This window comes from Streptomyces sp. Y2F8-2 (genome assembly GCF_014905555.1).
GTDB lineage: Bacteria > Actinomycetota > Actinomycetes > Streptomycetales > Streptomycetaceae > Streptomyces > Streptomyces cynarae.
Map to the genome: position 1 here is coordinate 265,719 of NZ_BNGS01000008.1, position 25,847 is coordinate 291,565.

At 71.4% G+C, this 25,847-nt stretch carries 25 protein-coding genes; 8 read left to right on the forward strand and 17 right to left on the reverse strand.

Annotated features, from left to right (window positions below; translation table 11 throughout):
• Positions 1–12: 12 nt before the first annotated feature.
• The 6 genes from efeB to SY2F82_RS26710 all read right to left on the reverse strand — a co-directional run bounded on the left by efeB (position 13) and on the right by SY2F82_RS26710 (position 6,416).
• Positions 13–1,263 carry an iron uptake transporter deferrochelatase/peroxidase subunit gene (gene efeB, locus SY2F82_RS26685; protein ID WP_200421690.1) on the reverse strand — a complete coding sequence of 417 codons (1,251 nt, stop codon included), beginning with the start codon at positions 1,261–1,263 and terminating at the stop codon, positions 13–15.
• Positions 1,264–1,271: 8 nt separating this feature from the next.
• Positions 1,272–3,374 (reverse strand): copper resistance protein CopC, encoded by a 2,103-nt coding sequence (locus SY2F82_RS26690; RefSeq protein WP_200421829.1) that lies wholly within the window; start codon positions 3,372–3,374, stop codon positions 1,272–1,274.
• Between the two features lie 58 nt (positions 3,375–3,432).
• Entirely contained in the window at positions 3,433–3,885 is a 453-nt protein-coding gene (locus tag SY2F82_RS26695) for a copper chaperone PCu(A)C (RefSeq protein WP_200421830.1), read from the reverse strand.
• Positions 3,886–3,911: 26 nt separating this feature from the next.
• Positions 3,912–4,586 carry an SCO family protein gene (locus SY2F82_RS26700; RefSeq protein ID WP_200421691.1) on the reverse strand — a complete coding sequence of 225 codons (675 nt, stop codon included), beginning with the start codon at positions 4,584–4,586 and terminating at the stop codon, positions 3,912–3,914.
• 106 nt (positions 4,587–4,692) lie between these two features.
• Entirely contained in the window at positions 4,693–5,424 is a 732-nt protein-coding gene (locus SY2F82_RS26705; protein WP_200421831.1) for a YcnI family protein, read from the reverse strand.
• A 179-nt stretch (positions 5,425–5,603) separates the two neighbouring features.
• Positions 5,604–6,416: a hypothetical protein gene (locus SY2F82_RS26710; protein WP_200421692.1), complete on the reverse strand. Its 813-nt coding sequence runs from the start codon at positions 6,414–6,416 to the stop codon at positions 5,604–5,606.
• 252 nt (positions 6,417–6,668) lie between these two features.
• On the opposite strand from SY2F82_RS26710, the gene SY2F82_RS26715 reads away from it, so the two are divergent.
• The gene (locus SY2F82_RS26715) at positions 6,669–7,124 is read left to right on the forward strand and encodes an ATP-binding protein (protein WP_200421693.1); all 456 of its coding nucleotides are present in this window, start codon (positions 6,669–6,671) and stop codon (positions 7,122–7,124) included.
• Between the two features lie 309 nt (positions 7,125–7,433).
• On the forward strand, positions 7,434–8,351 hold the full coding sequence (locus tag SY2F82_RS26720; RefSeq protein ID WP_268980408.1) for a helix-turn-helix transcriptional regulator: 918 nt from the start codon (positions 7,434–7,436) through the stop codon (positions 8,349–8,351).
• Between the two features lie 224 nt (positions 8,352–8,575).
• Here SY2F82_RS26720 and SY2F82_RS26725 read toward each other — a convergent pair whose 3' ends face one another.
• The 9 genes from SY2F82_RS26725 to SY2F82_RS26765 form a co-directional block, all read right to left on the reverse strand.
• Positions 8,576–8,980 carry a nuclear transport factor 2 family protein gene (locus SY2F82_RS26725; RefSeq protein ID WP_200421695.1) on the reverse strand — a complete coding sequence of 135 codons (405 nt, stop codon included), beginning with the start codon at positions 8,978–8,980 and terminating at the stop codon, positions 8,576–8,578.
• Complete coding sequence (locus SY2F82_RS26730; protein ID WP_200421696.1) at positions 8,977–10,509, reverse strand: FAD-dependent monooxygenase; 1,533 nt, start codon at positions 10,507–10,509, stop codon at positions 8,977–8,979. The genes SY2F82_RS26725 and SY2F82_RS26730 overlap by 4 nt, the downstream gene beginning before the upstream one ends.
• Complete coding sequence (locus SY2F82_RS26735; RefSeq protein ID WP_200421697.1) at positions 10,506–12,080, reverse strand: MFS transporter; 1,575 nt, start codon at positions 12,078–12,080, stop codon at positions 10,506–10,508. Before SY2F82_RS26735 ends, SY2F82_RS26730 begins: the two co-directional genes overlap by 4 nt.
• Before the next feature lie 155 nt (positions 12,081–12,235).
• The gene (locus tag SY2F82_RS26740; RefSeq protein WP_200421698.1) at positions 12,236–13,474 is read right to left on the reverse strand and encodes an MFS transporter; all 1,239 of its coding nucleotides are present in this window, start codon (positions 13,472–13,474) and stop codon (positions 12,236–12,238) included.
• On the reverse strand, positions 13,471–14,406 hold the full coding sequence (locus tag SY2F82_RS26745) for an NADP-dependent oxidoreductase (protein ID WP_200421699.1): 936 nt from the start codon (positions 14,404–14,406) through the stop codon (positions 13,471–13,473). Before SY2F82_RS26745 ends, SY2F82_RS26740 begins: the two co-directional genes overlap by 4 nt.
• Complete coding sequence (locus SY2F82_RS26750) at positions 14,403–14,642, reverse strand: acyl carrier protein (protein WP_200421700.1); 240 nt, start codon at positions 14,640–14,642, stop codon at positions 14,403–14,405. The genes SY2F82_RS26745 and SY2F82_RS26750 overlap by 4 nt, the downstream gene beginning before the upstream one ends.
• A gap of 220 nt (positions 14,643–14,862) precedes the next feature.
• Positions 14,863–15,894, reverse strand: coding sequence for a beta-ketoacyl-ACP synthase III (locus SY2F82_RS26755; protein ID WP_200421701.1), 1,032 nt, complete (start codon positions 15,892–15,894; stop codon positions 14,863–14,865).
• Positions 15,891–16,604 (reverse strand): AAA family ATPase, encoded by a 714-nt coding sequence (locus SY2F82_RS26760; RefSeq protein ID WP_200421702.1) that lies wholly within the window; start codon positions 16,602–16,604, stop codon positions 15,891–15,893. Before SY2F82_RS26760 ends, SY2F82_RS26755 begins: the two co-directional genes overlap by 4 nt.
• Positions 16,605–16,914: 310 nt before the next feature.
• Positions 16,915–17,928, reverse strand: a complete 1,014-nt coding sequence (locus SY2F82_RS26765) for an AvrD family protein (protein ID WP_200421703.1) — start codon at positions 17,926–17,928, stop codon at positions 16,915–16,917.
• Between the two features lie 226 nt (positions 17,929–18,154).
• Here SY2F82_RS26765 and SY2F82_RS26770 point away from each other — a divergent pair, with 226 nt between their 5' ends.
• The 4 genes from SY2F82_RS26770 (at position 18,155) to SY2F82_RS26785 (ending at position 20,647) form a co-directional block, all read left to right on the forward strand.
• Positions 18,155–18,598 (forward strand): hotdog fold thioesterase, encoded by a 444-nt coding sequence (locus SY2F82_RS26770; protein WP_200421704.1) that lies wholly within the window; start codon positions 18,155–18,157, stop codon positions 18,596–18,598.
• 49 nt (positions 18,599–18,647) lie between these two features.
• A complete protein-coding gene (locus SY2F82_RS26775; RefSeq protein ID WP_236041806.1) occupies positions 18,648–19,394 on the forward strand; it encodes a dienelactone hydrolase family protein in 747 nt (248 codons plus the stop codon).
• A complete protein-coding gene (locus SY2F82_RS26780; RefSeq protein WP_200421705.1) occupies positions 19,391–19,843 on the forward strand; it encodes a carboxymuconolactone decarboxylase family protein in 453 nt (150 codons plus the stop codon). Before SY2F82_RS26775 ends, SY2F82_RS26780 begins: the two co-directional genes overlap by 4 nt.
• 111 nt (positions 19,844–19,954) lie before the next feature.
• On the forward strand, positions 19,955–20,647 hold the full coding sequence (locus SY2F82_RS26785) for an HAD family phosphatase (RefSeq protein WP_200421706.1): 693 nt from the start codon (positions 19,955–19,957) through the stop codon (positions 20,645–20,647).
• A 102-nt stretch (positions 20,648–20,749) separates the two neighbouring features.
• On the opposite strand, the gene SY2F82_RS26790 is transcribed toward SY2F82_RS26785, so the two are convergent.
• Positions 20,750–22,225, reverse strand: a complete 1,476-nt coding sequence (locus SY2F82_RS26790) for an aminopeptidase P family protein (protein ID WP_200421707.1) — start codon at positions 22,223–22,225, stop codon at positions 20,750–20,752.
• A 101-nt stretch (positions 22,226–22,326) separates the two neighbouring features.
• The gene (locus SY2F82_RS26795) at positions 22,327–23,832 is read right to left on the reverse strand and encodes a SpoIIE family protein phosphatase (protein ID WP_374707208.1); all 1,506 of its coding nucleotides are present in this window, start codon (positions 23,830–23,832) and stop codon (positions 22,327–22,329) included.
• Positions 23,833–24,343: 511 nt separating this feature from the next.
• Here SY2F82_RS26795 and SY2F82_RS26800 point away from each other — a divergent pair.
• Positions 24,344–25,009: a bifunctional DNA primase/polymerase gene (locus tag SY2F82_RS26800; RefSeq protein ID WP_200421709.1), complete on the forward strand. Its 666-nt coding sequence runs from the start codon at positions 24,344–24,346 to the stop codon at positions 25,007–25,009.
• Positions 25,010–25,101: 92 nt separating this feature from the next.
• The gene (locus SY2F82_RS26805; RefSeq protein WP_200421833.1) at positions 25,102–25,665 is read left to right on the forward strand and encodes a hypothetical protein; all 564 of its coding nucleotides are present in this window, start codon (positions 25,102–25,104) and stop codon (positions 25,663–25,665) included.
• The last annotated feature ends 182 nt before the right edge of the window (positions 25,666–25,847 follow it).

A 25,847-nucleotide genomic window follows, 5' to 3' on the forward strand; every position in this document is an offset into this window, starting at 1 on the left:
AGAAGACAGGCCCTATCCCTCCAGCAGCCGCTGCCCCACGTACTCCCCCTTCGCCGCGCCGCCCGGCACCGCGAACAGACCGCTCGCCTCGTGGCGTATGTACTGCGACAGCGCGTCCCCCCGGTCGAGCTTGCGCTGCACGGTCACGAAGCCGCGCAGCGGATCCGCCTGCCAGCAGATGAAGAGCAGGCCCGCGTCCGGTGTCCCGTCCGCGTCGAAACCGTCGTGGTAGGAGAACGGGCGGCGGAGCATCGCCGCGCCCCCGTTCTGGTCGGGCCGGGTGATCCGTGCGTGGGCGTTGATCGGGACGACCAGCTTGCCGTCGGCGTCGGTCTTCTCCAGGTCCATCTCGGTGGTCTCGGTGCCGCCGCTGAGCGGTGCCCCGTCGGACTTGCGGCGGCCTATGACCTCCTCCTGGGCCTTGAGCGAGAGCTTCTCCCAGTCGTCGAGGAGCATGCGGATGCGGCGTACGACGGCGTAGGAGCCGTTCGCCATCCACGCCGGGTCACCGGACGCGGGCACGAAGACGCGCTGGTCGAAGTCGGCGTCGCTGGGCTTGGGGTTGCGGGTGCCGTCGATCTGGCCCATGAGGTTGCGGGCGGTCATGGGGTGCGCGGTCGCGCCCGGCGAGCGGTTGAAGCCGTTCATCTGCCAGCGCAGCCGGGCCGCGCCGCCCGCGTCCCTCTGGATCGCGCGCAGGGCGTGGAAGGCGACGAGCGCGTCGTTGGCGCCGATCTGCACCCACAGGTCGCCCTCGCTGCGGGACTTGTCGAGGTGGTCGGAGGAGAAGTCGGGCAGCGGGTCCAGGGCGTCCGGGCGCTGATTCTCCAGTCCGGTACGGGAGAAGAAGCTGTGTCCGAAGCCGAAGGTGATCGTCAGGGAGGAGGGGCCGGCGTCACGGGCGACGTCGGTGTCGTCGTGCGCGGCCGGTTCCCCCGCCATCAGCCGCTCGGCGGTGGTGGACCAGCGGCGCAGCAGTGCGGCGGCCTCCTTGCGGCCGGCGCCCGCCGCCAGGTCGAAGGCGACGAGGTGGCCGCGGGCCTGGAGGGCGTCGGTGATGCCGGGCTGATGTTTCCCGTGAAACATCACTCGGTCCGCGCCCAGCGAGGTCAGCGGAGCGCTCTTCTCGGCGGGCGCGGCGGCGTACCCGGCGGCCCCGCCCGCGGCCCCGAGCGCGAGGCCGGTGGCGCCCGCGGTGCCGAGGAGCCGTCGCCGTGTGATGGCCGCTCTGGGGGTGGTGGTGTCGGTGGACTGGTCAGCCATCGTGGGGTTCAGCCGATCTGCGCGTTCTTGTTCACGGTCACTTGGTCGATGTCGGAGGTCCGCACGGTCACTTCGATCTTCCAGTCGCCCGCCATGGGGATCTGGACACCGCTCGCCGACCAGTGGCCGGTGGCGACGTGGTCGGGCGCGATCGGCAGCGGTCCGATGTCCTTGGCCTGAAGCGTGAAGGCGACCTTCACCTCCGGGACGTCGAAGGCCTTGCCGTTCGGGCGCGTCACGTAGACGTGCAGCACGTTGCCGCCGACGCGGGCCGGGTCGAGGGTGAGCCGCACCGTGCCCTTGCCGTCCTGGCCGCCCGTGTCGAAGGGCATCTCCAGCGACAGGGACCCGGAGCGCTGCGAGGTGGCGGAGGCGGTGAGCGCCTTGGCCGCCTCCTCCGTGCGCCCGGGCTCCGTGGTGGTCAGTGCGGTGGTGACGGCGAGCAGGACGACGGCGACGGCCGCCTCGGCGAGGACGGAGCGCCGCAGCCCGGTACGGACGGGGTCGGCGTCCCGGACCCGCTTGGCGCGTGCGGCGGCCACGGCGGCCCGCTGCCGGGCGAGCTGGGCGGCACGCTCGGAGTCACCGGACCCCGCGGACGCCGTGCCGGACGCTGCGGCCGGACGGGAGGCGCCTTCCGCGCGGGAGACTTCCGGCCCGCTCGCCTCCGCCGACGTCTGCTCGTGCGACGCCGATGCCGATGCCGACGCCGATGCCGATGCCGACGCCGATGTCGATGCCTGCGTCGCGACCGCGGCCCGCTTCTTCTCGGCCGTGTCCTGTGCGACGTCGGCCGGAGCGTCCGTCAGCCGCGCCGTCCACCGCCGCGAGATCCACGCGATGCCGATGAGGACGGCGACCAGGCCGACCTTCACGAGCAGCAGCTGCCCGTATGCCGTCCCGGTCAGCGCCGACCAGGAGCCGACCTGGCGCCAGGACTGGTAGACCCCGGTCGCGGCCAGCGTCACGACGCTGCCGAACGCGAGGCGCGAGAAGCGCCGCACGGCTGCCGCCCCCATCGACGGCGCCCGGTACAGCGCGACGAGCAGCGCGGCGAGTCCGCCGAGCCAGACGGCGACCGCCAGCAGGTGCAGGACGTCGACGGGCATCGCGATGCCGGTCTGGATGCCGGTCGAGGCGTGTTCGGCCATCGCCCAGGTCGCCGCGAGCCCCGCCGCGATCACGGTTCCGCCGATGGCGAGCCCGAAGGTGAGGTCCCGCTTCTCGGCGGACGGATCGACGGCGCCCTCCCCGGCATCCGCATCCGGGGCGCCCTCCCCGGCATCCGCCTCGGCGGCCGCCTCCTCCGCGTCCCGCCTCACATAGGCGCCGAACAGCACCGCGATGAACAGCGCCGCGGCCGCGAGCAGCAGCAGCCGGGACACCAGCGCCGCCCCCGCCTTGGTCTGCAGCACCTGCCCGATCAGGGACAGGTCGAAGATGTCGGCGACCTTGCCCGAGCCGGTGTACGAGCCGCGCAGGAGCAGCAGCGCGAGGGTGGCCGAGGTGAGGGCCACCCACCCGGAGACGACGAGCCGCTGCACGGCCCGCACCCCGGCGCCCCGCTGCCAGCAGGCGAGTACGAAGGCCGCTCCGCCGATCAGCACGATGTACCCGGCGTAGGAGACGTACCGCCCGATCCCGTAGAGGGTGCCGACGACCCCGCCGCCCACGGTCGGACCGGAGGCGGAGACCGTGGTCGCGGAGGGGGCGCCGACGGAGAAGGTGAAGGCTCCGGAGACGGGGTGGCTGTCGGCGGACACCACCTGGTAGGTGACGGTATAGGTGCCGCCCGGGAGCCCCGGCCGCAGCTGTACGCCGTAGGTCGTGCCGCTGAGGTTGGTCGGCTTCCCGGTGTCGACGCGCTGCCCCCGGGGGTCGAGGACGCGCAGCGAGCTGTCGGAGAACGCGACCTGCTCGGAGAAGGTGAGCGTGACCTGGGTGGGCGCCTTGTCGACCACCACTCCCTGCGCGGGGTCGCTGCCGAGCAGTGCCGCGTGCGCGGAGGCGGGCGCGGCCCCGGTGAACAGCCCGCCCGCGACGGCGAGCAGCAGCGTCAGCAGCAGGCGGGCCGCACGGATGCGGACCGTGCGCCGGGACGCCGTACGGATGGTGCTCGGGACGGCGCGCCCGCCGGGAGCGATGGCCTGCGTCACGGTGGTGCCTCCCTCAGTGGCCGGTCTTCGGGTTGTACGTCGCCGGCTTCACGGGCATCTCGACGGTGACCGTTCCGGACTTCGCGAAGTGGAGTTGTACGGACACCTTGTCGCCCTGTTTCGGCTTGCGGGTGAGCTTTTCGAACATGAGGTGGTTGCCACCGCTGGCGAAGTCCAGCTCGCCGTGCGCGGGCACGGCGAACGACTTCTCCTCCTCCATGGCGCCGCCCTCGGTGGAGTGCAGCGTGACGTCACCGGCGAGGCCGCTGGTGACGGAGGTGAGGGTGTCGGCGCCGCCGGAGTTGGTGACGGTGAAGAAGCCGGCCGCCATGTCGACGGTGACGGGCTGGGGCATGTAGGCGCCGGTGACCTTCAGCTCCGGCTTGGTGGAGGAGCCGCCCGAGCCGCCGCAGCCGACGAGCACCAGCCCGCCGCAGCCGGCGAGGATCATCCCCGCCGCCAGCATCGCGGCGGGGCCGCCGAGTCGGCGGCTCACGGGTTCTCCCCCTTGATGATCTTGGGTATGTCGCGGATGTAGTCGTCGACGGTGGCGTCCTGGCCGTAGACCACGTAACCCCCGTTGCTCTTCGGCGAGAACGCGATGACCTGGGTGCCGTGGGTGGAGACGATCTTGCCGTCCTTGTCCTTCTTCGGCGGCTCGATGCTGATGCCGAGGGTGCGCGCGCCGGCCTGGATGGTGGAGAAGTCGCCGGTCAGGCCCACGATGGACGGGTCGATGCCCTTGAGCCATGTGCCGAGCGCCGAGGGGGTGTCGCGCTCAGGGTCGGTGGTGACGAAGACGATGCGCAGCGAGTCCTTCTGTGCCTGGGTCAGTTGCTTGCTCCGGTCCACCTCCTTCTTGGCGACGGCGAGGTTGTTCATCGTCAGCGGGCAGACGTCGGGGCAGTGCGTGTAGCCGAAGTAGATCAGCGTCGGCTTGTCCTTGGTCTGCTCGCGGAGGTCGTACTTCTTGCCCTGGGTGTCGGTGAGGACGAGGTCCGGCTTCTCGAACGGCTGGTCCAGCACCGTTCCGGCCTTGTCGGAGCCGGGCTCCGCGGAGACGACGGCGACCGGCTTGTCGCCGCTGTCGCCGGACCCGCAGGCGGTGAGGGTGAGCGCGGCGGTGGCGAGGAGCGCGGCCGCTGCGAACGTCTTCTTGGTGCGCATAGAGAAATGTCCCAGATGTCAGTGCTTACGGGTGCGCCGGGGCCGTACGTGTCGCGTCGCCGCGGTGCCGTACGACCCCTGCGCATGCCCGAAGGCGAGGTGGTGCTCAGGCGTCGGTGGTGCGTCGGCGGCCGGCCAGGACGCCGTACGCCACGCCCGCCGCGCCGACGACGATGCCGACGACGCCGAGGACTCGGGCGGTGGTGTCGGTGCCGCCGGAGGCGGCGTCGCCGGCGGTGTCCTTGGCGGCGGACGTGGTGTCGGAGGCGTCCGCGGCCGTGGAGCCGTGGTGGCCGGAGGAGGAGGCGGAGGCCAGCTCGAGCACCGGGGCGGGGTTCTCGGGCTCTTCCTGACCCTCCTTCTTCGGCTCGATCCAGCGCACCACCTCGTTGTCGGAGTACGTCTGGAGGGCCTTGAAGACGAGCTGGTCGGTGTTCTCGGGCAGCTGGCCGACCGAGAGGGGGAACTTCTGGAAGTAGCCCGGCTCGATGCCCTTGCCGGTGGCGGTCCAGGTGACCTTGGACACGGCCTCGTTGATCTGCCGGCCGTGCATCGTGAGCGGCTTGGCGAGCTTGGACTTGGTGACCTGCACCTTCCAGCCGTCGACCGGCTGCGGCATCACCGAGGCCAGCGGGTGGTCGGTCGGGAGGCTGACCTCGAGCTTGGTGGTCGAGGCGTCGTCCCGCTCGTTCGGGACCTTGAAGTCGACGACCGCGTAAGCGCCCTTGGCGGCCTGACCCTCCGGCTGCACGGTCACGTGCGCGAAGGCGGGCGCGGACAGGACGAGGACGGCCGATGCGGCGGCGGCACCGGCGACGGCGATGCGGGAGCCCTTCAGGGAACCCTTGATGGCCTTCATGGCTTGAGACCACTCCACTTCGAGTGAGAGTCCGTTGACGACGAGAGATGCGCGTGTGCAGGGGTGATCGCGGCCGTGGCCGGTTCCTGTGTGGGCACGCGCGCGTGCCGCGCGACGGCAGCCTCTTCCGTACGGACGGGTGGAGTGGTGCGGTCGCGTCAGGCAACGAGGACGAACGGAGTGGCGGAGGGCGGTCCGCGCCGGATCACCGTGTGCTGCAGCGTGGCCGTCCGCGGCTTCGGCGGCAGCAGGAAGACGGTGCGCGGGGCGCGCGGCCCTGCGTCGGGCGCGCCGGGGAGCCCGGCCAGGAGGGCGTGCGCGAGGGCGAACGACGAGCGCAGGGATCGTACGAGCGCCCCCTCTGCGGCCCCGTGCGCCGACAGCCGCATGAGCCGCAGCAGCGCCATGTCCCCACGGCGCAGCACCCACCCGGCGGCGACGGCCGCGAGGACGTGCCCGAGCAGCATGGGCAGGGACGGCAGGACCGACCACCACGAGCCGGCGGCCGACAGGGCGTCGGCCGGGTGGTGCGCGGCGGCCGTGTCCGCCGCCGTGGCGAGGCGCGCGTCGGAGAGGATCTTCTGGGCGTGTGCGGGGGAGATCGTCGCCGCGGTGGCGCCGCACATCAGGTGCGCGGCCCGGGCCACGAGGGCGGCGTCGGCCGTGGACATCGCCTTGGACGCCATGGCGCCGGAGTGCTGCCCGAGCCCGAACAGCGTGTGCAGCACGACCTGTCCCACCGCGAGGACCGCCGCGATGCCAGGCAGCGAGCGCTCCCGCCCGGCGAGCAGGGCGGCGACGGCGAACATGCCGAGCAGGCCGGCGCCCAGGGTCCACAGCGGGACCGTGGCGCAGGAGGCGAGCCCGTGCCCGGCCGCGGCCAGCACGACGCAGACCGCGGCGAACACCGCGGCCCGCAGAATCCGGAGATCGCATCCGGTGCGCGCCGTGCGCGGGTGGGGGGCACTCATGGCGGCCTCATCATCCCACCGGCTTCGGCGGGGCCGTACAGCAGGTCCGCAAGATGACGTAAATGTGGTAATCAGAACAGTGATCCGGAAGATCACGTTCTGGTGGCCCGTCCTCGAGTCGTCGCCGCATACACCCGACCCCTGCCCCGGCGCATCCGCCGAACGAGCGGGAAGTCGACAATCGGGCGATTGCCCCCCGGCAGGCGTGGCAATACGTAACGGTATGTCGAGCCGCGGCCAGGAGGCTGGAGCATGAGCATCTGGTGGTCACTCCATCTGCGGCGCGAAGCTGCGAGCGTGCCGCTCGCCCGACGGCTCCTGCTGGGCACGATGGAGACCGCGGGCGTCGATCCGGACATCTCCTACGACCTCTCCATCGCCCTCACCGAGGCCTGCGCCAACGCGGTCGAACACGGGGGCGACACCGCGAACGGCGGTGTGTCGGAGGCGTACCGGGTCACGGCCTACCTCGACGGCGAGAAGTGCCGCATCGAAGTCGCCGACTCGGGCCCGGGTTTCCCCGCCGGCAGACCTCGTACGGTGACCCGCCCGGTGCGCGCGGACGCCGAGCACGGCCGTGGCCTGGGTCTCATCGAGGAACTCGCCGACCATGTGCACATCGGCAACAAGCCGGGCCGCGGCGGCGCGGTGGTGAGCTTCGACAAGATCCTCAAGTGGCGCAACGACTCTCCGCTGATGGCGGTGTAGGGTCCTGCCGGACGTGCTGTAAGTCACACATTCCGGCTCGACGGCGTCCGACTTCCGGACTGGTTGAAAAGCGAATTAGAATTCCGCTCGTTCTTTTCCCGGGGTAACGTCCGCAGCGACGCAAGCGGAAGTCTGAAATCCGTCTTTGTCGAGGGCGGGAATCGGCCACGCAGGAAGGTTCCTGCGAGTCCCCTCTGGCATCTGACCTGCACTTTTGTTGCTTCTGTGGTGCTGTAACGACCACAACAGGCCATTCTTGGTGAAGGTTTTGCTTGACTGGGTATTGCCCTTCGTAGAGCCTCGGGATTCATGACTACAGGTCGCAGAAAGCGTCAACTTGAAGAGTTGTCTCACTTTCTCCGGACACGACGTATGCGACTGTCCCCGGCCGATGTGGGGCTCAACGCATCGGGCCGCCGTCGTACCCCCGGACTGCGCAGAGAGGAGGTCGCCGTCCTCGCCGGTGTCGGTACCTCCTGGTACACCTGGCTGGAACAGGGAAGGGACATCAACGTCTCGGAATCGGTGCTGGGCGCGATCAGTGGAGCCCTCCGGCTCAATCCCGCAGAGGAGATCTACCTCTACCGGCTGGCGGGTCTCAAGACACCGGACGTCGGACAGGGGGCCGACGGCGGTCCCGACGATCCGCAGCGTCTGGCAGAGATCGTGAACCACTGGTTCCCCAACCCGGCGCTGGTACGGGACCGTTGCTGGAACATCCTGGCGGCCAACTCCGCGGTGGCCGAGTTCCTGGGGTTCTCCGGGCCGGGCGGGAACATCCTGGTGGAGTTCTTCACGGACGACACCTGCCGCAGCCGCTATGCGGGCGCCGACGCGCTGGCCCGCAGCACGGTCGCCCGCTTCCGCTCGGATGTGGCCGATTGCTTCGGCCAGCCCGAGATCGAGCGCGTACTCGACGAACTCAACGAGAGAAGCCCGGAGTTCGCCCGGTTGTGGAGCAGCCATGAAGTGCTGGAACCCATGAAGAGCCGAACGAAGGGACTCGTCCACGACAAGGTCGGGACGCTCAGCTTCGACGTTCACGAGTGGGAACTCGCCGGGGACCACGAGGTCCAGTTGGTCCTGCACATGCCGACCATGCCGGAGACGAGGGAGAAGCTCGACCGGTTCTTCGCCGCGGTCGGCCCGGAGGAGACGGACCGGCCGGGCAAGGAGGGGGGAGGAGAGGGCACGCTGTCCTCTGACGAGGCGACCGTGGCGGCGTAGCGGGCGACGACTTCCGAGCGTTCGACCCCGGCGTGCACGGAGGGGGTTCGCCGGAGGTTCCCGGGTCTGCTCGTCCCGCTACGGCCGGTCCTGCCCGCGCTGCTGACCCTGCCGGCCTTCCTGCCCATGCCGACGGCGCAGGACGCTCGACCGGTTGTCCGCGCGGCCGGCCCGGTTGAACCGGACCGGCCGCGCGGGGAGCGAGCCGAGGGTGCGGAGGCGGGTCAGCTGTCCTCGGAGAAGGCGATCGCTGCCGCGTAGCTGTCCTCGAACGTCTGGTAGCGCCGGATCAGCCCCTCACGGACCGTGATCCGGATGGCGAACGGCCCCGAGAACGGCTTCCCCGTCGAGAGCACCTTGTGCGTGAACTCACCGAGGACGATGGCGTCCTCACCGTCCACAGCGATCCGCTCGACGTCGAACCGCTGGGTCTGGACCGCTTCCACGAACCGCCGGAAATAGCCTTCCACCTCCTGTCGGCCGGTGAGGTGCCCCGTCCACGGGACGGTCGCGGCGCCCGCCACCACGAGATCGGCGTCCTCGGCGAAGAGCTCCGGCAGTCCGGGCAGGTCGCCCGACCCGAATCGGTTGAAGAACTCCTGGACGGTCTGGGAGGTGTTCCTGGTCATGCGGTGTGTCCTTCCGTGCTGAGGTTCTTGCGGGTGCCGTCCGCCGCCGGAGCCGCGAGCCCGGCCAGATGGCGGTGGATCCGCCCGAGGTCCGGTGCGGAGTCCTGGGCGGCGACGTAGTGGTCGGGGCGGACCAGAACGGCCGAGAAGCGCGGTCCGCGACTCTGCCGGACCGTGACCAGGTCCCCGTACGCCGCCTGGAGCTCCGTCAGCTCCGACGGCTGTGCGCCGGAGCGCGGGAGGGTGACGAGCAGCGTGTAGCGGTCGATCGGCAGCGACTCGCGCAGTGCGGCGTCCGCCACCAGATGGCCGTTGCGGTGGCGCGGCCGCCGTAGCCGCCCGCTGCGGTCCTCCTCGACGGCGGGGCCCGCCGGGTAGTGGTTGGTCAGGCCCGCGAGCCACGGCGAGTAGTAGCGGTCGAAGACGCCCGTGCGTTCGGCGAGGCGCGCGGAGACGTCGCGCAGCAGGATCTGCCAGCGCTTGTCGAGCATCCACGCCTTCGTCTGCACCTCGGCCTGCCGCACCACGGCCTGGGCCACGGCCGCGCGTTCGCTGCCGTAGCTGTCGAGGAGGGCCGGCGCGGCCGCGCCGCGGTGCACGAGCGCCAGCTTCCAGGCGAGGTTGTGGGCATCCGTCACACCGGTGTTGAGGCCCTGGCCGCCCGCTGGGCTGTGGATGTGCGCGGCGTCGCCCGCGAGGAAGACCCGGCCGGCCCGGAACCGCTCGGCGTGCCGGGCGTGGATGCTGAACGTGGTCTGCCAGGAGACGTCGTACAGCTTGAGGCCGCCCGGACCCCGCTTGTCGACGAAGTCCTGCAGCACCTCGTGCGTCAGGTCCTCGGGCTTCATCCCAGGTGGGCCCGCGGTGAACACCCGGAACCGGCCGTTGTAGAGAGGGACGAGCACCATGATCCCGTTCTCCGTGCAGTAGTAGTGCACGGAATCCCTCTGCAGGTCACCGTCGATCGCGGTGTCGGCCAGGATGAACAGGTTCGGGTACGTCGCCCCCTTGAACTCCAAGCCCAGCGACTTGCGCACGGTGCTGCTCGCGCCGTCGCCGCCGACCACGTAGGCGAACTCCTCGGTGTGCTCCTCGCCGTCCGGCCCCCTCAGGGTCGCGAGCACCCCGTCGGAGTCCTGGCTGAGGCGGGTCAGCTCGGTGCGCCACTCCACCTTGCCGCCGGCGCCGTGCAGCGCCTCACGCAGCAGCTCCTCGACGTCCGGCTGGACGATCACCATGGGGCGGGTGCGGTCGCCGAAGACGATGTCGCAGATCGGTTCGGTGCCCGAGTTGTAGCGGAAGGAGTGCACGGGCAGGCCGTGCTTGTCGATGTACGCGGCGGCACCCAGCCCTCGGAACACCTCCAGCGTGCGCGGCCACACCATCAGGGCCTTGGTCAGCGGACTGGGCTCGGCGGCCTTGTCGACCAGGCGCACCGGGATCCCGCGCCGGGCCAGCTCGGCCGCGGCCGTCAGGCCCACCGGGCCCGCGCCGACGACCAGCACGGGCCTCGAGTCGGGCTTGCTCATGAGGTCTCTCCCATCGTGATCGGTTCCTTGGCGTCGCGGGCTTCGGCCCCGGCGGCCCGCTGTGCGGGCGCGGGGCGGCGCAGCATGAGCACGATCAGCGGAGCGCCCACGGCGCACACCGCGGCGAGCAGCCACAGCACCGTGTGCAGGGCGGAGGTGTAGGCGTCCGAGACGTATGCGGTGAACGCGGCGCGCTGCGCGGCCGGCACCCGGTCCGCGACCGAGCCGATCTCGCCCTGGACGACACGGTTGGCGAGCTCCCCGACGCCGCCGTGCCAGGCGCTCGGGTGCCGGAGGTTGTGCTGGGTGATGCTGACGAGGACGGATCCCATTCCGGCGATGGCGACGGCCTCACCGGTCAGCCGCATGGTGTTGAACAGGCCGGCCGCCATGCCCGCCCGGCTCGCGTCCACGGAGCCGACCGCGGCGCCGTCGAGCAGGCCGAAGGAGATGCCGACACCGGTGCCGATGACGAGCAGCGGCCCGGCGAGCGAGGCCGTGTCGGAACCCCGGTTCAGGACGGTCAGCCAGGCCGCGCCGCCCGCCACCAGCAGCAGGCTGACGCCGAGCAGCACGGCCGCGCTGAACCTGCGGGCGAGCAGACCGCTGATGATCGGCAGGGCCAGCACCGGGCCACTGAGCAGCAGCATGGTCAGACCCGCGCGCTGCGAGCTCATGCCGTTGACGCCGATGAAGAAGGACGGCAGGAAGACCAGCAGGCACACGAAGCCGAACGCCAGCAACACCGGCATCAGGCTGACCGCCACGAACTTCGGCTCCCGCAGCAGCGACAGCTCCAGCATCGGCCGCGCCCGGCGCTTCTCGATGCGCACGAACGTCACCAGCAGCAGGGCCGCCGCCACGGCGAGCCCGAGGACGAGCGGATGCGCCCAGCCCATCTGCGGGCCCTCGACCAGGGCCAGGGTGAGCGCGAAGAGGGCACCGCTGAAGGTGGTCGCCCCCGGGTAGTCCACGCCGGTCGCCTCGGGGTCGCTCGACTCGTTCAACAGCGGGCGCAGCAGCAGCACGGCCGCGGCGACGGCGGCGTGGGCGAGGAACACCGAGCGCCAGCCCCAGGCACCGACCAGCAGGCCGGACAGGGACGGTCCCAGCGCGAGACCCAGACCGAAGGACGAGCCGAGGAACCCGAAGGCGCGGGCCCGGGCCTCGCCGTCGTACGCCTGGGCGAGCAGGGCCGTCGCCGCGGTGAGCACCATCGCCGCACCGACGCCGGCGACGGCGCGCAGCACGTCGATCAGCACCACCTCGGAGACGAGGGCGCAACCGGCCGTGCACAGGACGAAGACGGCGAGCCCCAGGGTGAACATCCTGCGCCGCCCGAGCAGGTCGGCGAGGGAGCCCGCCACGAGCATGACGCTCGCGAAGGTGAGGTTGTAGGCGTTGACGACCCACTGCACGGTCACCAGCGACGCGTGCAGATCGGCGCCGAGATCGGGCAGGGCGACGGAGGTACCGGTCAGGGAGGCGGGCAGCAACCCGCAGGACACGCAGACCGCGATGAGGGTGAGGACGGGACGGGAGCGTACGGCACCCGTCGGACGAGTGGGCACGAGAACTCCTTCGACCAGAGGGGACGAGGTCGGATACGAGAGGGATTCGGGGGTGGCAGGACTCGGGTGAAGCGGACTCGGGTGAAGCGGACTCAGGTGAAGCGGACTCAGGTGAAGCGGACTCAGGTACGAGAGAGGAGGGTCGTGTCGGCCGACTACGTGGCCCTCGCGCGCAGTTGTTCGAAAGCCCAGAGCAGCAGCACCAGGGCCGCCAGGCCGCCGCCCGCCGCGGACACACCGGCCCACCCCGCGGCGGAGTAGACGGCGCCCGACAGCGCCGAACCCGCCGCGCCGCCCAGGAAGTAGGCGGTCATGTAGGCCATCGTGATCCGGTTGCGGGCCTCCGGACGCAGCCGGTAGAGGACGCCTAGGTTGGTGACCTGAGCCCCCTGCACCCCGAAGTCGAGCAGCAGGACGCCGGGCACCAGACACGCCAGGAGATGGCCGCCGTCGAGTGCGAGCAGTGCCCAGGCGACCAGGTTCATGACGTACAGCAAGGTGGTGGCCAGCCGGTCCCGGCCCCGGTCCACCAGGGGCCCGGTGGCCCGCGCGGCCAGCGCCCCGGCTGCGCCCAGCAGCCCGAAGGCACCGATCAGCGCTTCCCCGTACCGGTAGGGGGGCGCCGCCAGCAGGAAGGCCGCCGAGGCCCAGAAGACGCTGAAGGAGGCGAAGGTGAGGAAGCCGTACAGGCAGCGCAGCCGCAGCAGCGGCTCCTGCCCGAGCACCGACGCCACCGAGCGCAGCAGGGACCGGTAGCCGAGCGACTCGGCGGGTTCGAGGTCGGGCAGCAGCCGCCACAGCAGCGCCGCGAGCGCGAGCATGCCCACCGCCGCCACCGCGAACACCGAGCGCCAGCTACCGGTCCACTGCGCCAGCAGACCCGCGCCGGTCCGGGCGAGCAGAACACCGCCGAGCACCCCGCTCATCACCCGGCCGGTGACCCGCCCCCGCTGTTCGGGGCGGGCCAGCGCGGCGGCGAACGCCACGAGGAGCGGGGCGCCGACGGCCGTCACCGCCATCAGCCCGGACAGCACGACCAGCGCGGTGACCGAGGGCGCGGCGGCCGAGGCCGCCTGGGTGACGGCGGTGACGAGCATCAGGGCGACCAGCAGCCGACGCCGGTTGACCATGTCGCCGAGCGGCACCAGCAGGGCGAGGCCGAGGGTGTAGCCGGCCGTGGAGGCCGTGACCACCAGCGATGCGGCGGTACTGCCGACCCCGAACGCGGAGGCGATCGCGGTGAGCAGCGGATGCGCATAGTAGATGTTGGCCACGGCCAGCCCCGCGGCCACGGCGAAGACCGTGACCAGGCGGTCCGGGAGCCCGCCCCCCGGACGCAGTGCCCGCCGGGCACGGCGTCCGGGGGTCCGGGCGGAGGCGGTGGGGGACGTCATGGGACCAGCACGATCTTTCCGGTGGTGCGGTTCGCTTCGCCGTACTCGTGGGCCTTCGCGGCATCGGCCAGCCGGAAGACCTGGTCCACGCGCACCCGCAGCCGGCCCTCGGTGACCAGACGGGCCAGCTCCTCCAGGCCGGCGTGGTCGGGCTCCACCAGGAAGCCCGTCACCCGCACGCCGAGACTCGCCGCGAGGGTGGCGAGTTCGGGGCTGACATGGCCGATCACGGTGATGAGCAGCCCGCCCGGGCGCAGCGTCCGCAGCAGCTGGAAGCTGTGGTCGCCGCCGAGCAGGTCGAGGACGACGTCCTGGCCGGTGACCGTGTGGTGCAAGGGGCCCGTGGTGTAGTCGACGGGGTGGTCGACGCCGACCTCGCGCAGGAAGTCGTGCTTGGCGCGGCTGGCCGTGCCGGTCACCTCGGCACCGTGGGCCCGGGCGACCTGCGCGGCCAGATGGCCCACCCCGCCTGCCGCCGCGGTGACCAGCACCCGGTCGCCCGCCGTGATGTGCGCGGTCTCGACGAGCGTCTGCCAGGCGGTGAGCCCGGCCAGCGGCAGCGCGGCGGCCTCCTCGAAGCTCAGCTCCGCGGGCTTGCGGGCGAACTGCCGGGCGGGAGCGGTGACGTACTCCGCGTACGCCCCGCCCGGGCGCGGGAAGCCGACGAGACCGAACACCTCGTCGCCGGGCTGGAAACGGGTCACCCGCGGTCCGGACTCGACGACCCCGGCGACGTCCCAGCCCTGGACGAAGGGCGGGGCGCCGAGTGCGCCGGTCGGGAACACCCCGGCGCGGATCTTCCAGTCGACGGGGTTGACGCCCGCGGCCGCGACCTTGACCAGCACCTCGGTGGGGATGGGGGCGGGAGTGGGCAGATCGGTGAGGCGCAGCACGTCCGGCACGCCGACGGCGGTGGTGACGACGGCCTTCATCGGCCCACCCGCTCGTCGAGGTAGGAGGCCCACTCGGACAGCTTCTGGCCGAGCGCCAGATCGCCCTCCGGGACCTCGACGCCGTACTCGCGCTGGATGTACAGGGCGATTTCGATCAAGGTCAACGAGTCCAGCGCGAGGTCCTCCAGGGTCTTCTCGGGGTCGATCTCCTCGACGGGGACCTCGGCCTTCTCGGCTATGAACGCGACCAGTCCGGGATAAGCCGTGACGGGCATCTCGTACTCCCTCCTCGGAGGCGTGCTCCGGGGCTTGCGTGGATCGGTGAGGCGGGGATGAGTGGTGTGCGGGCGCCGGGCTGAGTGCCGGGGGACCGGTGGTCTGGATCGTGCGGCGTGCCGGTGTGGAGGGTGTCGGCAGGTCGGATCGGGCCGCCTCCGGTGTGGTGGCGGCAGATCCGGATCGGGGGCGCGAAGTGACGGTGTCGACGGATCGTGATCAGGCTGCGCTGGTTGCGGGCGCGCCGGCCCGGCTGAGACGGTCGGGCCAGGTGAGGGTGACAGCGCCCCAGGTCGTGCCCGCGCCGAAGGCGGTGAGCAGCACCTTGTCGCCGGCGTGCAGCCGGCCCTCGCCGACCGCGTCGTCCAGGGCCAGCGGGATCGAGGCGGCGGCCGTGTTGCCGGTGTGCCCGATGTTCACGTACGCCCGCTCCAGGCCGACGCCGAGCTGTTCGGCCACGGCGTGCAGGATGCGCACGTTGGCCTGGTGGCCGACGAGGAGGTCCACGTCGGCCGTGGACCAGCCGGTGCGGGCGAGAACGGTCCGTGATGACTCCGTCATCCGCAGGACGGCGTTCTTGAACACCTCGCCGCCGCGCATGGTGAGGTACAGGTCCTCGCGCAGCGCCTCGGTGTGGTGGCTGCGCTGACGGGAGCCGCCGGCGGCGACACGGATCAGGTCGGCCTGCAATCCGTCGCTGGCGAGCAGCATCTCCCGCAGGGCACCAGGCTCGTCCGGGCTGCCCGCGCGCAGGACCACGGCGCCCGCGCCGTCCGCGAAGATCGGGGCGGTGGTGCGGTCGTGGGGATCGACGATGGTGGTGAAGGCATCGGCGCCGATCACCAGCACACTGTCGGCCGCCTCGGCGGCGATCAGTCCGGCGCCGGTGACCAGGGCGTACAGGAAGCCCGAGCAGACGGCACCGACGTCGAAGGCCGGCACGGTGCCGAGGTCGAGCCCGGCGGCGACGATGGGCCCGGTCGCGGGACACGGGTGGTCCGGTGTGGCGGTCCCGATCACGACCGCCCCGACGCCCGGGTCGCCCGCCGAGTCGAGCGCGCGCCGCCCGGCGGCGATCGCGAGGTCGCTGGTGGCGGTGCCGGGATCGACCACGCGCCGCTCGGCTATGCCCGTGCGGGTACGGATCCACTCGTCGGAGGTGTCCATACGGCCGGCGAGGTCGTGGTTGGTGACCACACGGGGCGGGACGGCGGAGCCGATGCCCGCGAGGACTGCGGCCCGGGCCGTCATCGCACGATCACCGAGGCCCGGTCGGACTCTATGCGCATGTCCAGCGACTGGTACTCGGCCTCCGCCCGCGCGATCGCCTCCTCGGGCGTCATCAGCGCCGGCAGGTCGAAGATCCGTGCGATCTCCACCAGCCGCTCTGCGACGGAGCCCCCGACCACATGGGCGGGGATGCCGAGTTCGGAGGCGACCTCGAGCAGTCGTCGGTCGGCCATGGAGCGGAAGCGCTCGTTGACCGGGCGGTGTCCGTCGGCGGCCAGCGCCAGTTCGTTCGGCAGGTGCACGAAGGCGTCGTACGTCTTCTTCACATGCTGTTTGAAGGCGACGCCCAGCTGCTCCATCACCGCCTCGAACACCTGGATCTCGGGGGTGCGCTCGACACTCTCCAACTCCCCCAGGTGCACCGAGTCATTGGGGTTGATGCCGACGATGACGCGCACCGCGCCGTAGATCCACTCCTGCAGCGAGGAGCCGTCGGAGATGAACGAGCCCTCGAACCGGCTCTCGTGCACGGCCCGGTCCACGTGACGGCGCACGATCAGCTGGATCAGCTCGGCCGCGGTGCACTCCTCCAGGGTCTTTCCGGGCACGGCCTCCGGCAGCAGTTCGCGCATGGTGCGGGCGCGGGTGCGGGGGACGCCCACGTAGTGGGCGAGTGCGTACGAGGTGAGGGTCTTCCCGGAGGAATAGGTTCCGGAGATGGCGATACGCATGGCAGGCTCCTGTTTTGCGGCGGCGCGGGCCACCCGTGAGATGTCTTGGACGGTCGGGACGAAATCCGGAGGAGAAATCAGGCAGTGGAACCAGAAAATGGAACCGGAAAGTGGAACCGGAAGTGCAGCCAGTAAGGCGGTGTCCGAAGGCGGAAGCCGGCGGCGGGATCCGATGCGGAAGCCGAAGGTGGATTCCTGAGGGCTGTTCCGGTGCGAGGAGGATTCCGAAGGCGGGGCCGGAAGGCCGAGACCGAAGGACCATTCCGGCGCCGGTCGGCGGAGTCGCGGCACCGTCGCCCCGTCCGCCGGTTCAGCCGGGCAGCCGGTGCGCCACGGAACAGCGCACGGTGTTTCCGGCGAGATCGCCGACGATGTCGGCGGCGCGCCAGGTCTCGTCGTCCCGCTGCAACAGGGCGCTGTTCTCGAGCCGTACGCTCAGCGGGGTCTCGTAGCGGATGGGGTCGGGTTCCACGCCTGCCGTCATCGCCGTGGTGCGCATCCACAGCGTGTTGCTGGCGCCCCGGGAGACACCGTCCGTCTCGTACAGCAGGATCTGACCGAGCTGCAGGCTGGTGACGAACGTGTCGACCAGGCCGAGGAACGGCTGGTAGATACCCTCGGTGCCCTCCGTCGCGAGCACGGTGCCGGGTTCCTGGGCCACATCGACGACGGCCTCCGCACGGGCGTTCGCCACATCCACCGCGACTTTGCGGACGCTCTGCGTGCGGGCGGCGAAGCCGGTCCCGTAGTACTGCCGGTCCGCGGGACCGAGCAACTCCTCCGGGGAGGCGTAGGCGGCCTGCGCCGGGCTGCCCGTGGCATGGACGTCTCTCGGGTGGCGGAGCTGAGTGCGCACCCGCATCGCGCCCGCCCGGGTCTCCAGCCGTGACACCGTGTCGCCGTCCCCTCCGGGGACCGGGGCGCTGCCGAGCAGGGTCGTCCGTACGGGCAGCCCCGTCAGGTCCTCGTCGGGCGTGGTGCCCGCCTTGATCCGGACCTCGAGGACCCGGCCGGCGCGCCGGCTCTCCGGGGTCAGGCCCAGGGTGTGGGTGAGGGTCACCTCGCTCAGGTGCACGGCGATGATCACGCCGTCGACGGTGCTCAAGTGCGGGCGCAGGTCGCCGTGTTTAGCCTTGGTCGACCAGTCGCCCGGATAGACGACGTCCATCCGCCCGGCCAGATCGGCGCGCGCGCCCGGGCCGGGGGTCACCTCCACCTTGTCGTAGCGATAGGAAACGCGCCGGAAACCGGAACCGAAGAATCTTTTTTCGGCCGGTCCCAGGTAGTCGTCGACCGAGTCGAGCAGTAATTCCTTTGCAGGCACCTTTTCAGGCAAGGCCAACTCCCATGTGACGGGCCCAGCGGGCACTTCTCGGTCCTCATGAAACTAGCCGAATCGAGCCGGACGAAGGAGAGTCGGTTCATGCGGTTACTGTCAACACCACCCTGCACACCACCAGCTGTCGGGCTTTCGGGGCCGACGGTGAATTGGCTAACGTCGAAGGCGTTCGCGGACCCGGATTCCAGTTCCGCATCAGGGGGAGGTCGCCATGACCGTCGTCAGTCTCGGGCCGTGGGCCGTGACATCCGAGTTCAGCCAGGAGCAGCTCGTCGCGAAAATGGGCATCGAGCTGGTCCGCTGCGAGCCCGGGTTGGTCATCGGCACCATGCCCGTCGACGGCAACCGCCAGCCCGTCGGCATCATGCACGGTGGGGCCAACGCCGTACTGGCGGAGACGCTGGGATCCGTCGCCGCGTTCCTGCACTCCGGACCCGGAGGCCGTGCGGTCGGCCTCGACCTGTCCTGCACCCACCACCGCTGGGTGGCGAGCGGCACGGTGACCGGTGTGTGCCGGCCGCTCCACGAGGGGCGCACCACGGCCACCTACGAGATCGTCATCAGCGACAGCTCCGGCAGGCGCTCCTGCACGGCCCGCCTGACCTGCGCCATCAGCGTCGCCGGCCGCCCCCGCGGTGCCGTGCGCACGGCCTGAACGGCCCCCGGGTCCTTCGCACATCACCATCGAAGAGAGGCCAACATCCATGTGCCACAGCACCGACAGCAGGCCCCCCGCCGTCGCCGACCCCGGCAGTGTGGCCGAGGAAGGACTGATCGAGCTGACCTCCGCGGACGGGACGGCGTTCACCGCCTTCCATGCCCAGCCGGGTGAGCCGAACGGTCGCGGTGTCGTGATCCTGCCGGACATCCGTGGCGTCCACGCCTACTACCAGGAGCTGGCCCGCCGGTTCGCCGAGGCCGGGTTCGCCGCCGTCGTCCTCGACTACTACGGGCGCACGGCCGGACTCGGGCCGCGCGGCGACGACTTCGAGTGGCAGCCGCACTTCAAGCAGCTGGTGCCGGACCGGGTCGCCGAGGACGCCGATGCCGCGATCGGGTTCCTCACCGGGAAGAACCCCGGCATCACCGTCTTCTCCGTCGGTTTCTGCCTCGGCGGCGGCCACTCCTGGCGGCTCGCCGGCGCCGACCTGGGCCTGGCCGGTTCCATCGGCTTCTACGGTCTGCCGGGCCTGGTCGAGGACCGTCTCAAGGACATCTCGGCGCCGCTGCTCCTGCTGCTCGCCGGCAATGATGTCGCCACCACGCAGGAGGACTTCGCGTCCTTCCGCGACAAGCTGGACGGTGCGGGCAAGACCTACGAGTACAAGGTCTACGAGGGTGCCCCGCACTCCTTCTTCGACGGCGGCTCCGAGGAGTGGAAGGACATCAGCGCCGACGCCTGGCAGCGGGTGCTGGAGTTCACCGCGCGGCACGCGGAGCCCGTCGCATGACGCGTGACATCCGTGACGAGCAGCGCGGCAACCCGCGCTTCGAACGGGGACAGGCCAGGCTCGAGGCGCTCGGCGACAAGGGCGACGCCATCTTCACCTCACTCGCCGACGTGGCCCCCGACATGGGCAGGTTCGTGGCCGAGTTCGTCTTCGGGGACCTGTACGGGCAGCCCGGACTCGACGACCGGCAGCGGCAGTTGGTGACGCTGGCCATGCTCGCCGCCCTCGGTGACACCGATCGGCAGTTCGCCTTCCACCTGGGACTCGGGCTGAACGCGGGCCTGACCCCGAAGGAGGTGGTCGGCGCGCTGGTGCACGGGTTGGCCTTCATCGGCTTCCCCCGCACCTTCAACGCTCTCAGCACGGCCAAGCGTGTCTTCGCCGAGCGCGGGCTGCTGCCCGTGGACGGCGTCCCCACCGAGTCGGCCGGACCCCCGGCGGCCGGCTGACCGGCGCCCGCCCCGTGCGCCCGGCCGCTCCCCCAACGGAAGAGGGCGCACGGGGCGGGCGTCCCCCGGTGTGCCGCACCCGCCTCACGTATCACGGAGGGCCCCACTCGCATGGCATCGACATCCCCGCGCTCAGCGGCCTTTTTCGACGTCGACGGCACGGTCATCAACGTCACCAGCATGTTCCGGTTCCTGGAGTACCGGCTGGCCGCCGAGGGGCATCCGCCGTCGGTGTACCGGCACGAGCGGCAGCGGCTGAAGGCCATGACGGCGGCCGGCGTGCCGCGCGCGGAGACCAACCGCGCCTACTTCGCCTCGTACGCCGGCGCCGACGCCCGGCAGGTCTCCCGGCTCGCCGAGGACTGGTTCCGGGCCGAGCTCGCCTCAGGCGCCTTCTTCAACGAGCACGTGGTGGGCGCGCTGCGCCGGCACCAGCGAGAGGGCGACCTCGTCGTCCTGGTGTCCGGTTCCTTCCGCGCGCCTCTCGCGCCCATCGCCCGGCACCTCGACGCGGACATCGTGCTCTGCTCCGATCCCGAGACGGTGGACGGAAGGTACACCGGGCAGGTGGAACGGCCCATGATCGGTGAGGCCAAGGCCGAGGCGGTGCGTGCGCTCACCGCCCGTCGCGCGCTGGACCTGTCCGCGTCCACGGCCTACGGCGACCACGTCTCCGACCTTCCGCTGCTGCGGATGACCGGCCACGCCGTCGTCGTGGGCGACGACCCGGTCATGCGGGAGCAGGCACGCCACCAGGGCTGGCCGCTGTGGCCCCGCACCTCGGTGGACGCACTCGCCCGGTGAGCGCGGTGAGTGCCCGGCCCGCGGAACCAGGCCGAGGGGCCCCCATGCGAAGGGCCGGGCACCCCGGTGGTACCCGACCCTTCGGCTCCCGTCGCTCGCGTGTCAGCCCTTCAGGGACGCCATCCACTGCTCGACCTCGTCGGAGCGGCGCGGCAGGCCCGCCGAGAGGTTCCGGTTGCCGTCCTCGGTGACCAGGATGTCGTCCTCGATGCGGACGCCGATGCCGCGGTACTCCTCCGGGACGGTCAGATCGTCCGCCTGGAAGTACAGGCCCGGCTCCACCGTGAGCACCATGCCGGGCTCCAGGACGCCGTCCACATAGGTCTCGGTCCGCGCGGCCGCACAGTCGTGGACGTCCATGCCGAGCATGTGGCCCGTGCCGTGCAGGGTCCAGCGGCGCTGCAGGCCCAGCTCCAGGACCCGCTCCACCGGGCCCTCGACGAGGCCCCACTCGACGAGCCGCTCGGCGAGCACCCGCTGCGCGGCGTCGTGGAAGTCGCGGTACTTGGCGCCCGGCTTCACCGCCGCGATACCGGCCTCCTGGGCCTCGTACACCGCGTCGTAGATCTTCTTCTGGATCTCGCTGAAGCGGCCGTTGATCGGCAGGGTCCGTGTGACGTCGGCGGTGTAGTACGTGTGCGTCTCCACGCCCGCGTCCAGCAGGAGCAGGTCACCCGAGCGGACCGGGCCGTCGTTGCGCACCCAGTGCAGCGTGCAGGCGTGCGGTCCGGCCGCGGCGATGGTGCCGTAGCCCACGTCGTTGCCCTCCACGCGCGCGCGGAGGAAGAACGTGCCCTCGATGTAACGCTCGGAGGTCGCCTCCGCCTTGTCGAGGACCTTCACCACGTCCTCGAAGCCGCGCACGGTCGAGTCGACCGCCTTCTGCAGCTCGCCGACCTCGAACGCGTCCTTCACCAGGCGCATCTCGGAGAGGAAGACCCGCAGCTCGTCGTCCCGCTCGGCGGTGACCTTGTCGTGCAGCGCGGTCTCGACGCCCGCGTCGTACCCGCGCACCACGCGGACCGGGCCGGTGGCCTCCTTCAGCTTCTGGGGCAGCTCGCGCACGTCCGAGGCCGGGATGCCGTACAGCTTCTCCGCCTCGGTGAGCGAGTGGCGGCGGCCCACCCACAGCTCGCCCTGGCCGGAGAGCCAGAACTCGCCGTTCTCCCGGTCGGAGCGGGGCAGCAGATAGAGGGTCGCCCGGTGGCCGTCGGAAGTGGGCTCCAGGACCAGGACGCCGTCCTCGGTCTGGTTGCCGGTGAGGTACGCGTACTCGACGGAGGCGCGGAAGGGGTACTCCGTGTCGTTCGAGCGGGTCTTCAGGTTGCCCGCGGGGACCACCAGACGCTCGCCCGGGAAGCGCGCGGACAGCGCGGCGCGGCGGGCGGCGGTCTCGGCGGCCTGGGCGATCGGCTCCAGGTCGCGCAGCTCGGTGTCGGCCCAGCCCGACTTCATGTTCTCGGCCAGCTCGTCGGACACACCCGGGTACAGGCCGTTCTTGCGCTGCTTGATGGGCTCTTCGGTCTCGTCCTGAAGCTCCGGGGTCTCCGGCCTTTCAGGCGTGAGCTCGTCCGCCACGGTCATCCTCCTTGGATACGGCACTGGGCCATCCCCCATCGTACGGTCGTACAGAAGAGGGCCCGGGCAGGAAGAGGCCGTCACCCGGCGTGGCCGGCTGCTCACTCGAAGCGGGCCGCCAGCAGTACCACGTCCTCCGTGCTGTCGACCTCGCCGAGCCCGTCCGGGAGCACCGTCCGCAGGATGTGGTCGGCGACCGCTCCCGGGTCGATGCGCAGCGGCCTCGGCACGCTCGTGGCCGCCGCGTGCAGCCGTGCGAAGGCACGGTCCATGGGGTCGCCGGTGCGCTGGAGCAGACCGTCGGTGTAGAGCAGCACGGTCTCGCCGGGTTCCGCGGTCAGTTCGATGCTCGGCGCCTCCCAGCAGGCCAGCATGCCCAGGGGCGCCGACAGCGACGTCTCCACGAACTCGGTGCGTCTGGGGCCGATCACCAGCGGGGGGCTGTGCCCGGCCCCGGCGAGCGTCAGCTTGCGCAGCGCCGGCTCGCAGTACGCGAACAGGGCGGTGGCCGAGCGGGCGGGCTCGGTAAGTCTCAGCAGCAGCTCCAGATCGGAGAGCACCGCCACCGGGTCCTCGCCCTCCATCACGGCGTACGCGCGCAGGGAGGCCCGCAGCCGGCCCGTCGCGGCGACCGCGCCCGGCCCCGAACCGGTGACGGACCCGACGGCGAGCCCGAGCGCGGCGTCGGGCAGCGGCAGCGCGTCGTACCAGTCGCCGCCTCCGCTGGGGCTCGTGCGGCGGCGTGCCGCGAGCTGGACGCCGGGGATGCGGGGCAGCCGGGCGGGCAGGAGCTCCTCGGTGATCGTCGCCATGCACGCGCGTGTGCGCTCGATCTCCACCATGCGGGCCAGGTGCTCGGTGGCGTAGCGGGCGTACAGACCGACGAGGTGGCGCTGGCGTTCGACCGGCTCGGCCGGTTCGTCGTACAGCCAGACGGCGGCGCCGAGGCGGCCGGCGGCCTCGGTGGACAGGGGGAGTGCGTAGCTCGCGGCGTAGCCGAGGCGGGCGGCCACATCGCGGTGGCGGGGGTCGAGCCCGTCCTCCGAGAACAGGTCGGGCTCGGCGATCCCGCGCTCCCCGCCCGGCAGTCCGTCGAGGATCCTGCCGTACGACAGGGAACTGCGCGGCACGGTCTCGATGTGCCCGAGGTCGGCGCGCCCCAGGCCGAGGCCGATCGTGGTGTCCGGGCCGAGTCCGTCGCGCGGTTCCAGTACGACGAGACCGCGCCGGGCACCCACCAGGGCGGCTCCGGCGCGCAGCATTTCCTGGAGCGCTTCGGCGAGGGAGCCGGTGCGGGCCAGGCGTTCGGTCAGTTCGTGGAGCGTCGTCAGATCGGAGACCCAGGCGGCGAGCCGGTCCTGGAGGAGCGCTCCGGGGCCGGAAGGGTCGGTGGAGGCGGGAGGGGCGGCCGAGGGGGCTTCCGTGGCGGCAGGCGTCGGCGCGACAGTGTGGGTGGGCGGGGGAACCGTTGAATCGATTCCGGCCACTTTCGGAGGGTGAGGGGCGTTCATGTCGTCCGGCTTTCGGGCCGGAGCGTATCGCTCGATAGCATCGCAAACCCCCATGTCAATCTGCGCCGCTAGCGGAGGCTCCACATGTACACGCACTCAGGAGGGGATGTCCAGCATTGTCCTGCTGGGATTCCTGGTGTCCGGGATGCAGGTTCTCCCCCCTTACGGCGCAGCAAAGTTGGCTTAAAATAGCCTCAAGGACCGCTGTATTGCGGTCGACTGGCATAGTTCAACGGAGCGTCACAACGGTCGTGATGGGTACGTACTCGGTGAAGGCCAGGGGTGGTTGGGGGCCACCCGGAACCTGGCACCGCAACCGGGCGTCATAACCACCGACGGCCGAGCCCCATCCTCCCGTGGTGGAGGCGGCGAGTAAGAGCGGGACGGCAAAACGCCATGCGTCGCCACCCCACGCCATGCCCATGCTCGTGGTGGGCGCAGTATGGACGCGGACGCAGCCAACGCTCGGCCCATAGGGGTTCCCCTTGTCCAGGACAGGGGTGTGATGCGCCAGCAGGTACGCACAGTGAAGTGATCGACACATGATCGACACATGACGTGATGGCCCTCGGTGTTGCCGGCGTGCAACGGAAAGGAACGAGCGCTCATGCGCGAGATCCTCGGAAGGCGACGCAGGCTCCTGTCCAGGCGGAACGACGGGAGGCCTGAGTTGATCAGCGCGGCCCTGACCTTCGCGACCGAATGGCAGTGGCCCGTACTCCCGGGTGTGGCACCGGACCCGCAGGGGCGTGCCCGCTGCGGGTGTCCCGACCCGGAGTGCACGGTGCCCGGCGCGCACCCGTTCGACCCCGGGCTGCTGGCGGCCACCACCGACGAGCGCATGGTGCGCTGGTGGTGGACCAACCGGCCGTCCGCGCCGATCGTGCTGGCCACCGGGGGCCAGGCGCCCTGCGCGGTGAGCCTGCCCGCCCTCGCCGCCTCGCGCGCCCTGGCGGCCCTCGACCGGAAGGGCATGCGCCTCGGCCCGGTCGTGGCGGCGCCGCACCGCTGGGCGATCCTCGTGGCGCCGTACTCCATGGAGCAGCTCGGCGAGTTGCTGTACGCCAAGGACTTCGTCCCCGGCTCGCTGCGCTTCCACGGCGAGGGCGGCTATCTGGCACTGCCCCCGTCCGAGACCGGACACGGTGGCATCCGCTGGGAGCGGGCACCGCTGCCCGGCTCCGCCTCCCCCTGGGTGCCCGACGTGGAGGCCGTGGTGGACGCGGTCGTGGACGTCCTCACTCGTACGGGTGTGAGCGCGCCCGAGTTCTGAGGGTGTCGGGCGCGCGAGGGACCGGGCGCCCGTGATCGGCCGATATCTTCGGCCTCATGCTGATTCGTCCTGGGGGACACGGTAAACGGGGGATGCAGGCGGGCGCGCGGGCCGACGATCGGCCCGAGTCCGGCAGGAAGCGGCTGCTCGCACTCCTGGGCGTGGTGGTGGCCGTCATCGCGCTGCCGCTCGCCGTGGCGTCCGCCGGGCCGGTCGGCGAGGCGGACCAGGCCGCGCTCCGCCCGCCCGCGCACGAGGACGGGAAGCGGGCGGTCCCCTCCCGCCCCCGGTTGCTGGGCCTCGGCCTCGCCACCGCCGCCCGCTGCGGCCCTCAACTCTCCTCCGGCGACGGCATCGAGGCGCAGACGTGTGTGCTGACGCAGGGGCGGGACACCTGGGCGCGCACCTACTACCGCAACGCCACCGGCGCGAGGCTGACCGGGGTCCTGAGCTTCATGGCGCCGGGCGGGCGCAGCGTGCAGATGCACTGCGCGGTGGACGCCGCGGACGACCCGGCGGTCTGTGACACGCCACGTCAGCGGGTGGCGGGCGACATGGGCGCCTACTCGGCGGTCGCGGAGTTCTCCCGGAGCGACGGGGGCGGACCACTGCTGCTGCGCTCGGGAAGCGACCAGGTGGCCGCGGGCGGACAGTGACTCGCCGGTCCTGTCCGGCAGCGACTTGCCGATCTCGTCCGCCAGCGACTTGCCGATCTCGTGCGGCAGTGACTCACTGATCTCGTGCGGCAGTGACTCACCGCTCCGTACGGCAGTGACTCACCGGCCTCGTACGGAGTAACTCGCTGTTCTCGTGCGGGAGTTGATCTCGCGGCCTGTTG

What these genes read in the sequence shown, in the direction of transcription:
- efeB (WP_200421690.1), bottom strand. Translation starts at nt 1,263, where the DNA reads ATGGCTGACCAGTCCACCGACACCACCACCCCCAGAGCGGCCATCACA.
- SY2F82_RS26695 (WP_200421830.1), bottom strand. Translation starts at nt 3,885, where the DNA reads ATGCTGGCGGCGGGGATGATCCTCGCCGGCTGCGGCGGGCTGGTGCTC.
- SY2F82_RS26700 (WP_200421691.1), bottom strand. Translation starts at nt 4,586, where the DNA reads ATGCGCACCAAGAAGACGTTCGCAGCGGCCGCGCTCCTCGCCACCGCC.
- SY2F82_RS26710 (WP_200421692.1), bottom strand. Translation starts at nt 6,416, where the DNA reads ATGAGTGCCCCCCACCCGCGCACGGCGCGCACCGGATGCGATCTCCGG.
- SY2F82_RS26715 (WP_200421693.1), top strand. Translation starts at nt 6,669, where the DNA reads ATGAGCATCTGGTGGTCACTCCATCTGCGGCGCGAAGCTGCGAGCGTG.
- SY2F82_RS26720 (WP_268980408.1), top strand. Translation starts at nt 7,434, where the DNA reads ATGACTACAGGTCGCAGAAAGCGTCAACTTGAAGAGTTGTCTCACTTT.
- SY2F82_RS26725 (WP_200421695.1), bottom strand. Translation starts at nt 8,980, where the DNA reads ATGACCAGGAACACCTCCCAGACCGTCCAGGAGTTCTTCAACCGATTC.
- SY2F82_RS26730 (WP_200421696.1), bottom strand. Translation starts at nt 10,509, where the DNA reads ATGAGCAAGCCCGACTCGAGGCCCGTGCTGGTCGTCGGCGCGGGCCCG.
- SY2F82_RS26740 (WP_200421698.1), bottom strand. Translation starts at nt 13,474, where the DNA reads ATGACGTCCCCCACCGCCTCCGCCCGGACCCCCGGACGCCGTGCCCGG.
- SY2F82_RS26745 (WP_200421699.1), bottom strand. Translation starts at nt 14,406, where the DNA reads ATGAAGGCCGTCGTCACCACCGCCGTCGGCGTGCCGGACGTGCTGCGC.
- SY2F82_RS26750 (WP_200421700.1), bottom strand. Translation starts at nt 14,642, where the DNA reads ATGCCCGTCACGGCTTATCCCGGACTGGTCGCGTTCATAGCCGAGAAG.
- SY2F82_RS26755 (WP_200421701.1), bottom strand. Translation starts at nt 15,894, where the DNA reads ATGACGGCCCGGGCCGCAGTCCTCGCGGGCATCGGCTCCGCCGTCCCG.
- SY2F82_RS26760 (WP_200421702.1), bottom strand. Translation starts at nt 16,604, where the DNA reads ATGCGTATCGCCATCTCCGGAACCTATTCCTCCGGGAAGACCCTCACC.
- SY2F82_RS26770 (WP_200421704.1), top strand. Translation starts at nt 18,155, where the DNA reads ATGACCGTCGTCAGTCTCGGGCCGTGGGCCGTGACATCCGAGTTCAGC.
- SY2F82_RS26775 (WP_236041806.1), top strand. Translation starts at nt 18,648, where the DNA reads ATGTGCCACAGCACCGACAGCAGGCCCCCCGCCGTCGCCGACCCCGGC.
- SY2F82_RS26780 (WP_200421705.1), top strand. Translation starts at nt 19,391, where the DNA reads ATGACGCGTGACATCCGTGACGAGCAGCGCGGCAACCCGCGCTTCGAA.
- SY2F82_RS26785 (WP_200421706.1), top strand. Translation starts at nt 19,955, where the DNA reads ATGGCATCGACATCCCCGCGCTCAGCGGCCTTTTTCGACGTCGACGGC.
- SY2F82_RS26800 (WP_200421709.1), top strand. Translation starts at nt 24,344, where the DNA reads ATGCGCGAGATCCTCGGAAGGCGACGCAGGCTCCTGTCCAGGCGGAAC.
- SY2F82_RS26805 (WP_200421833.1), top strand. Translation starts at nt 25,102, where the DNA reads ATGCAGGCGGGCGCGCGGGCCGACGATCGGCCCGAGTCCGGCAGGAAG.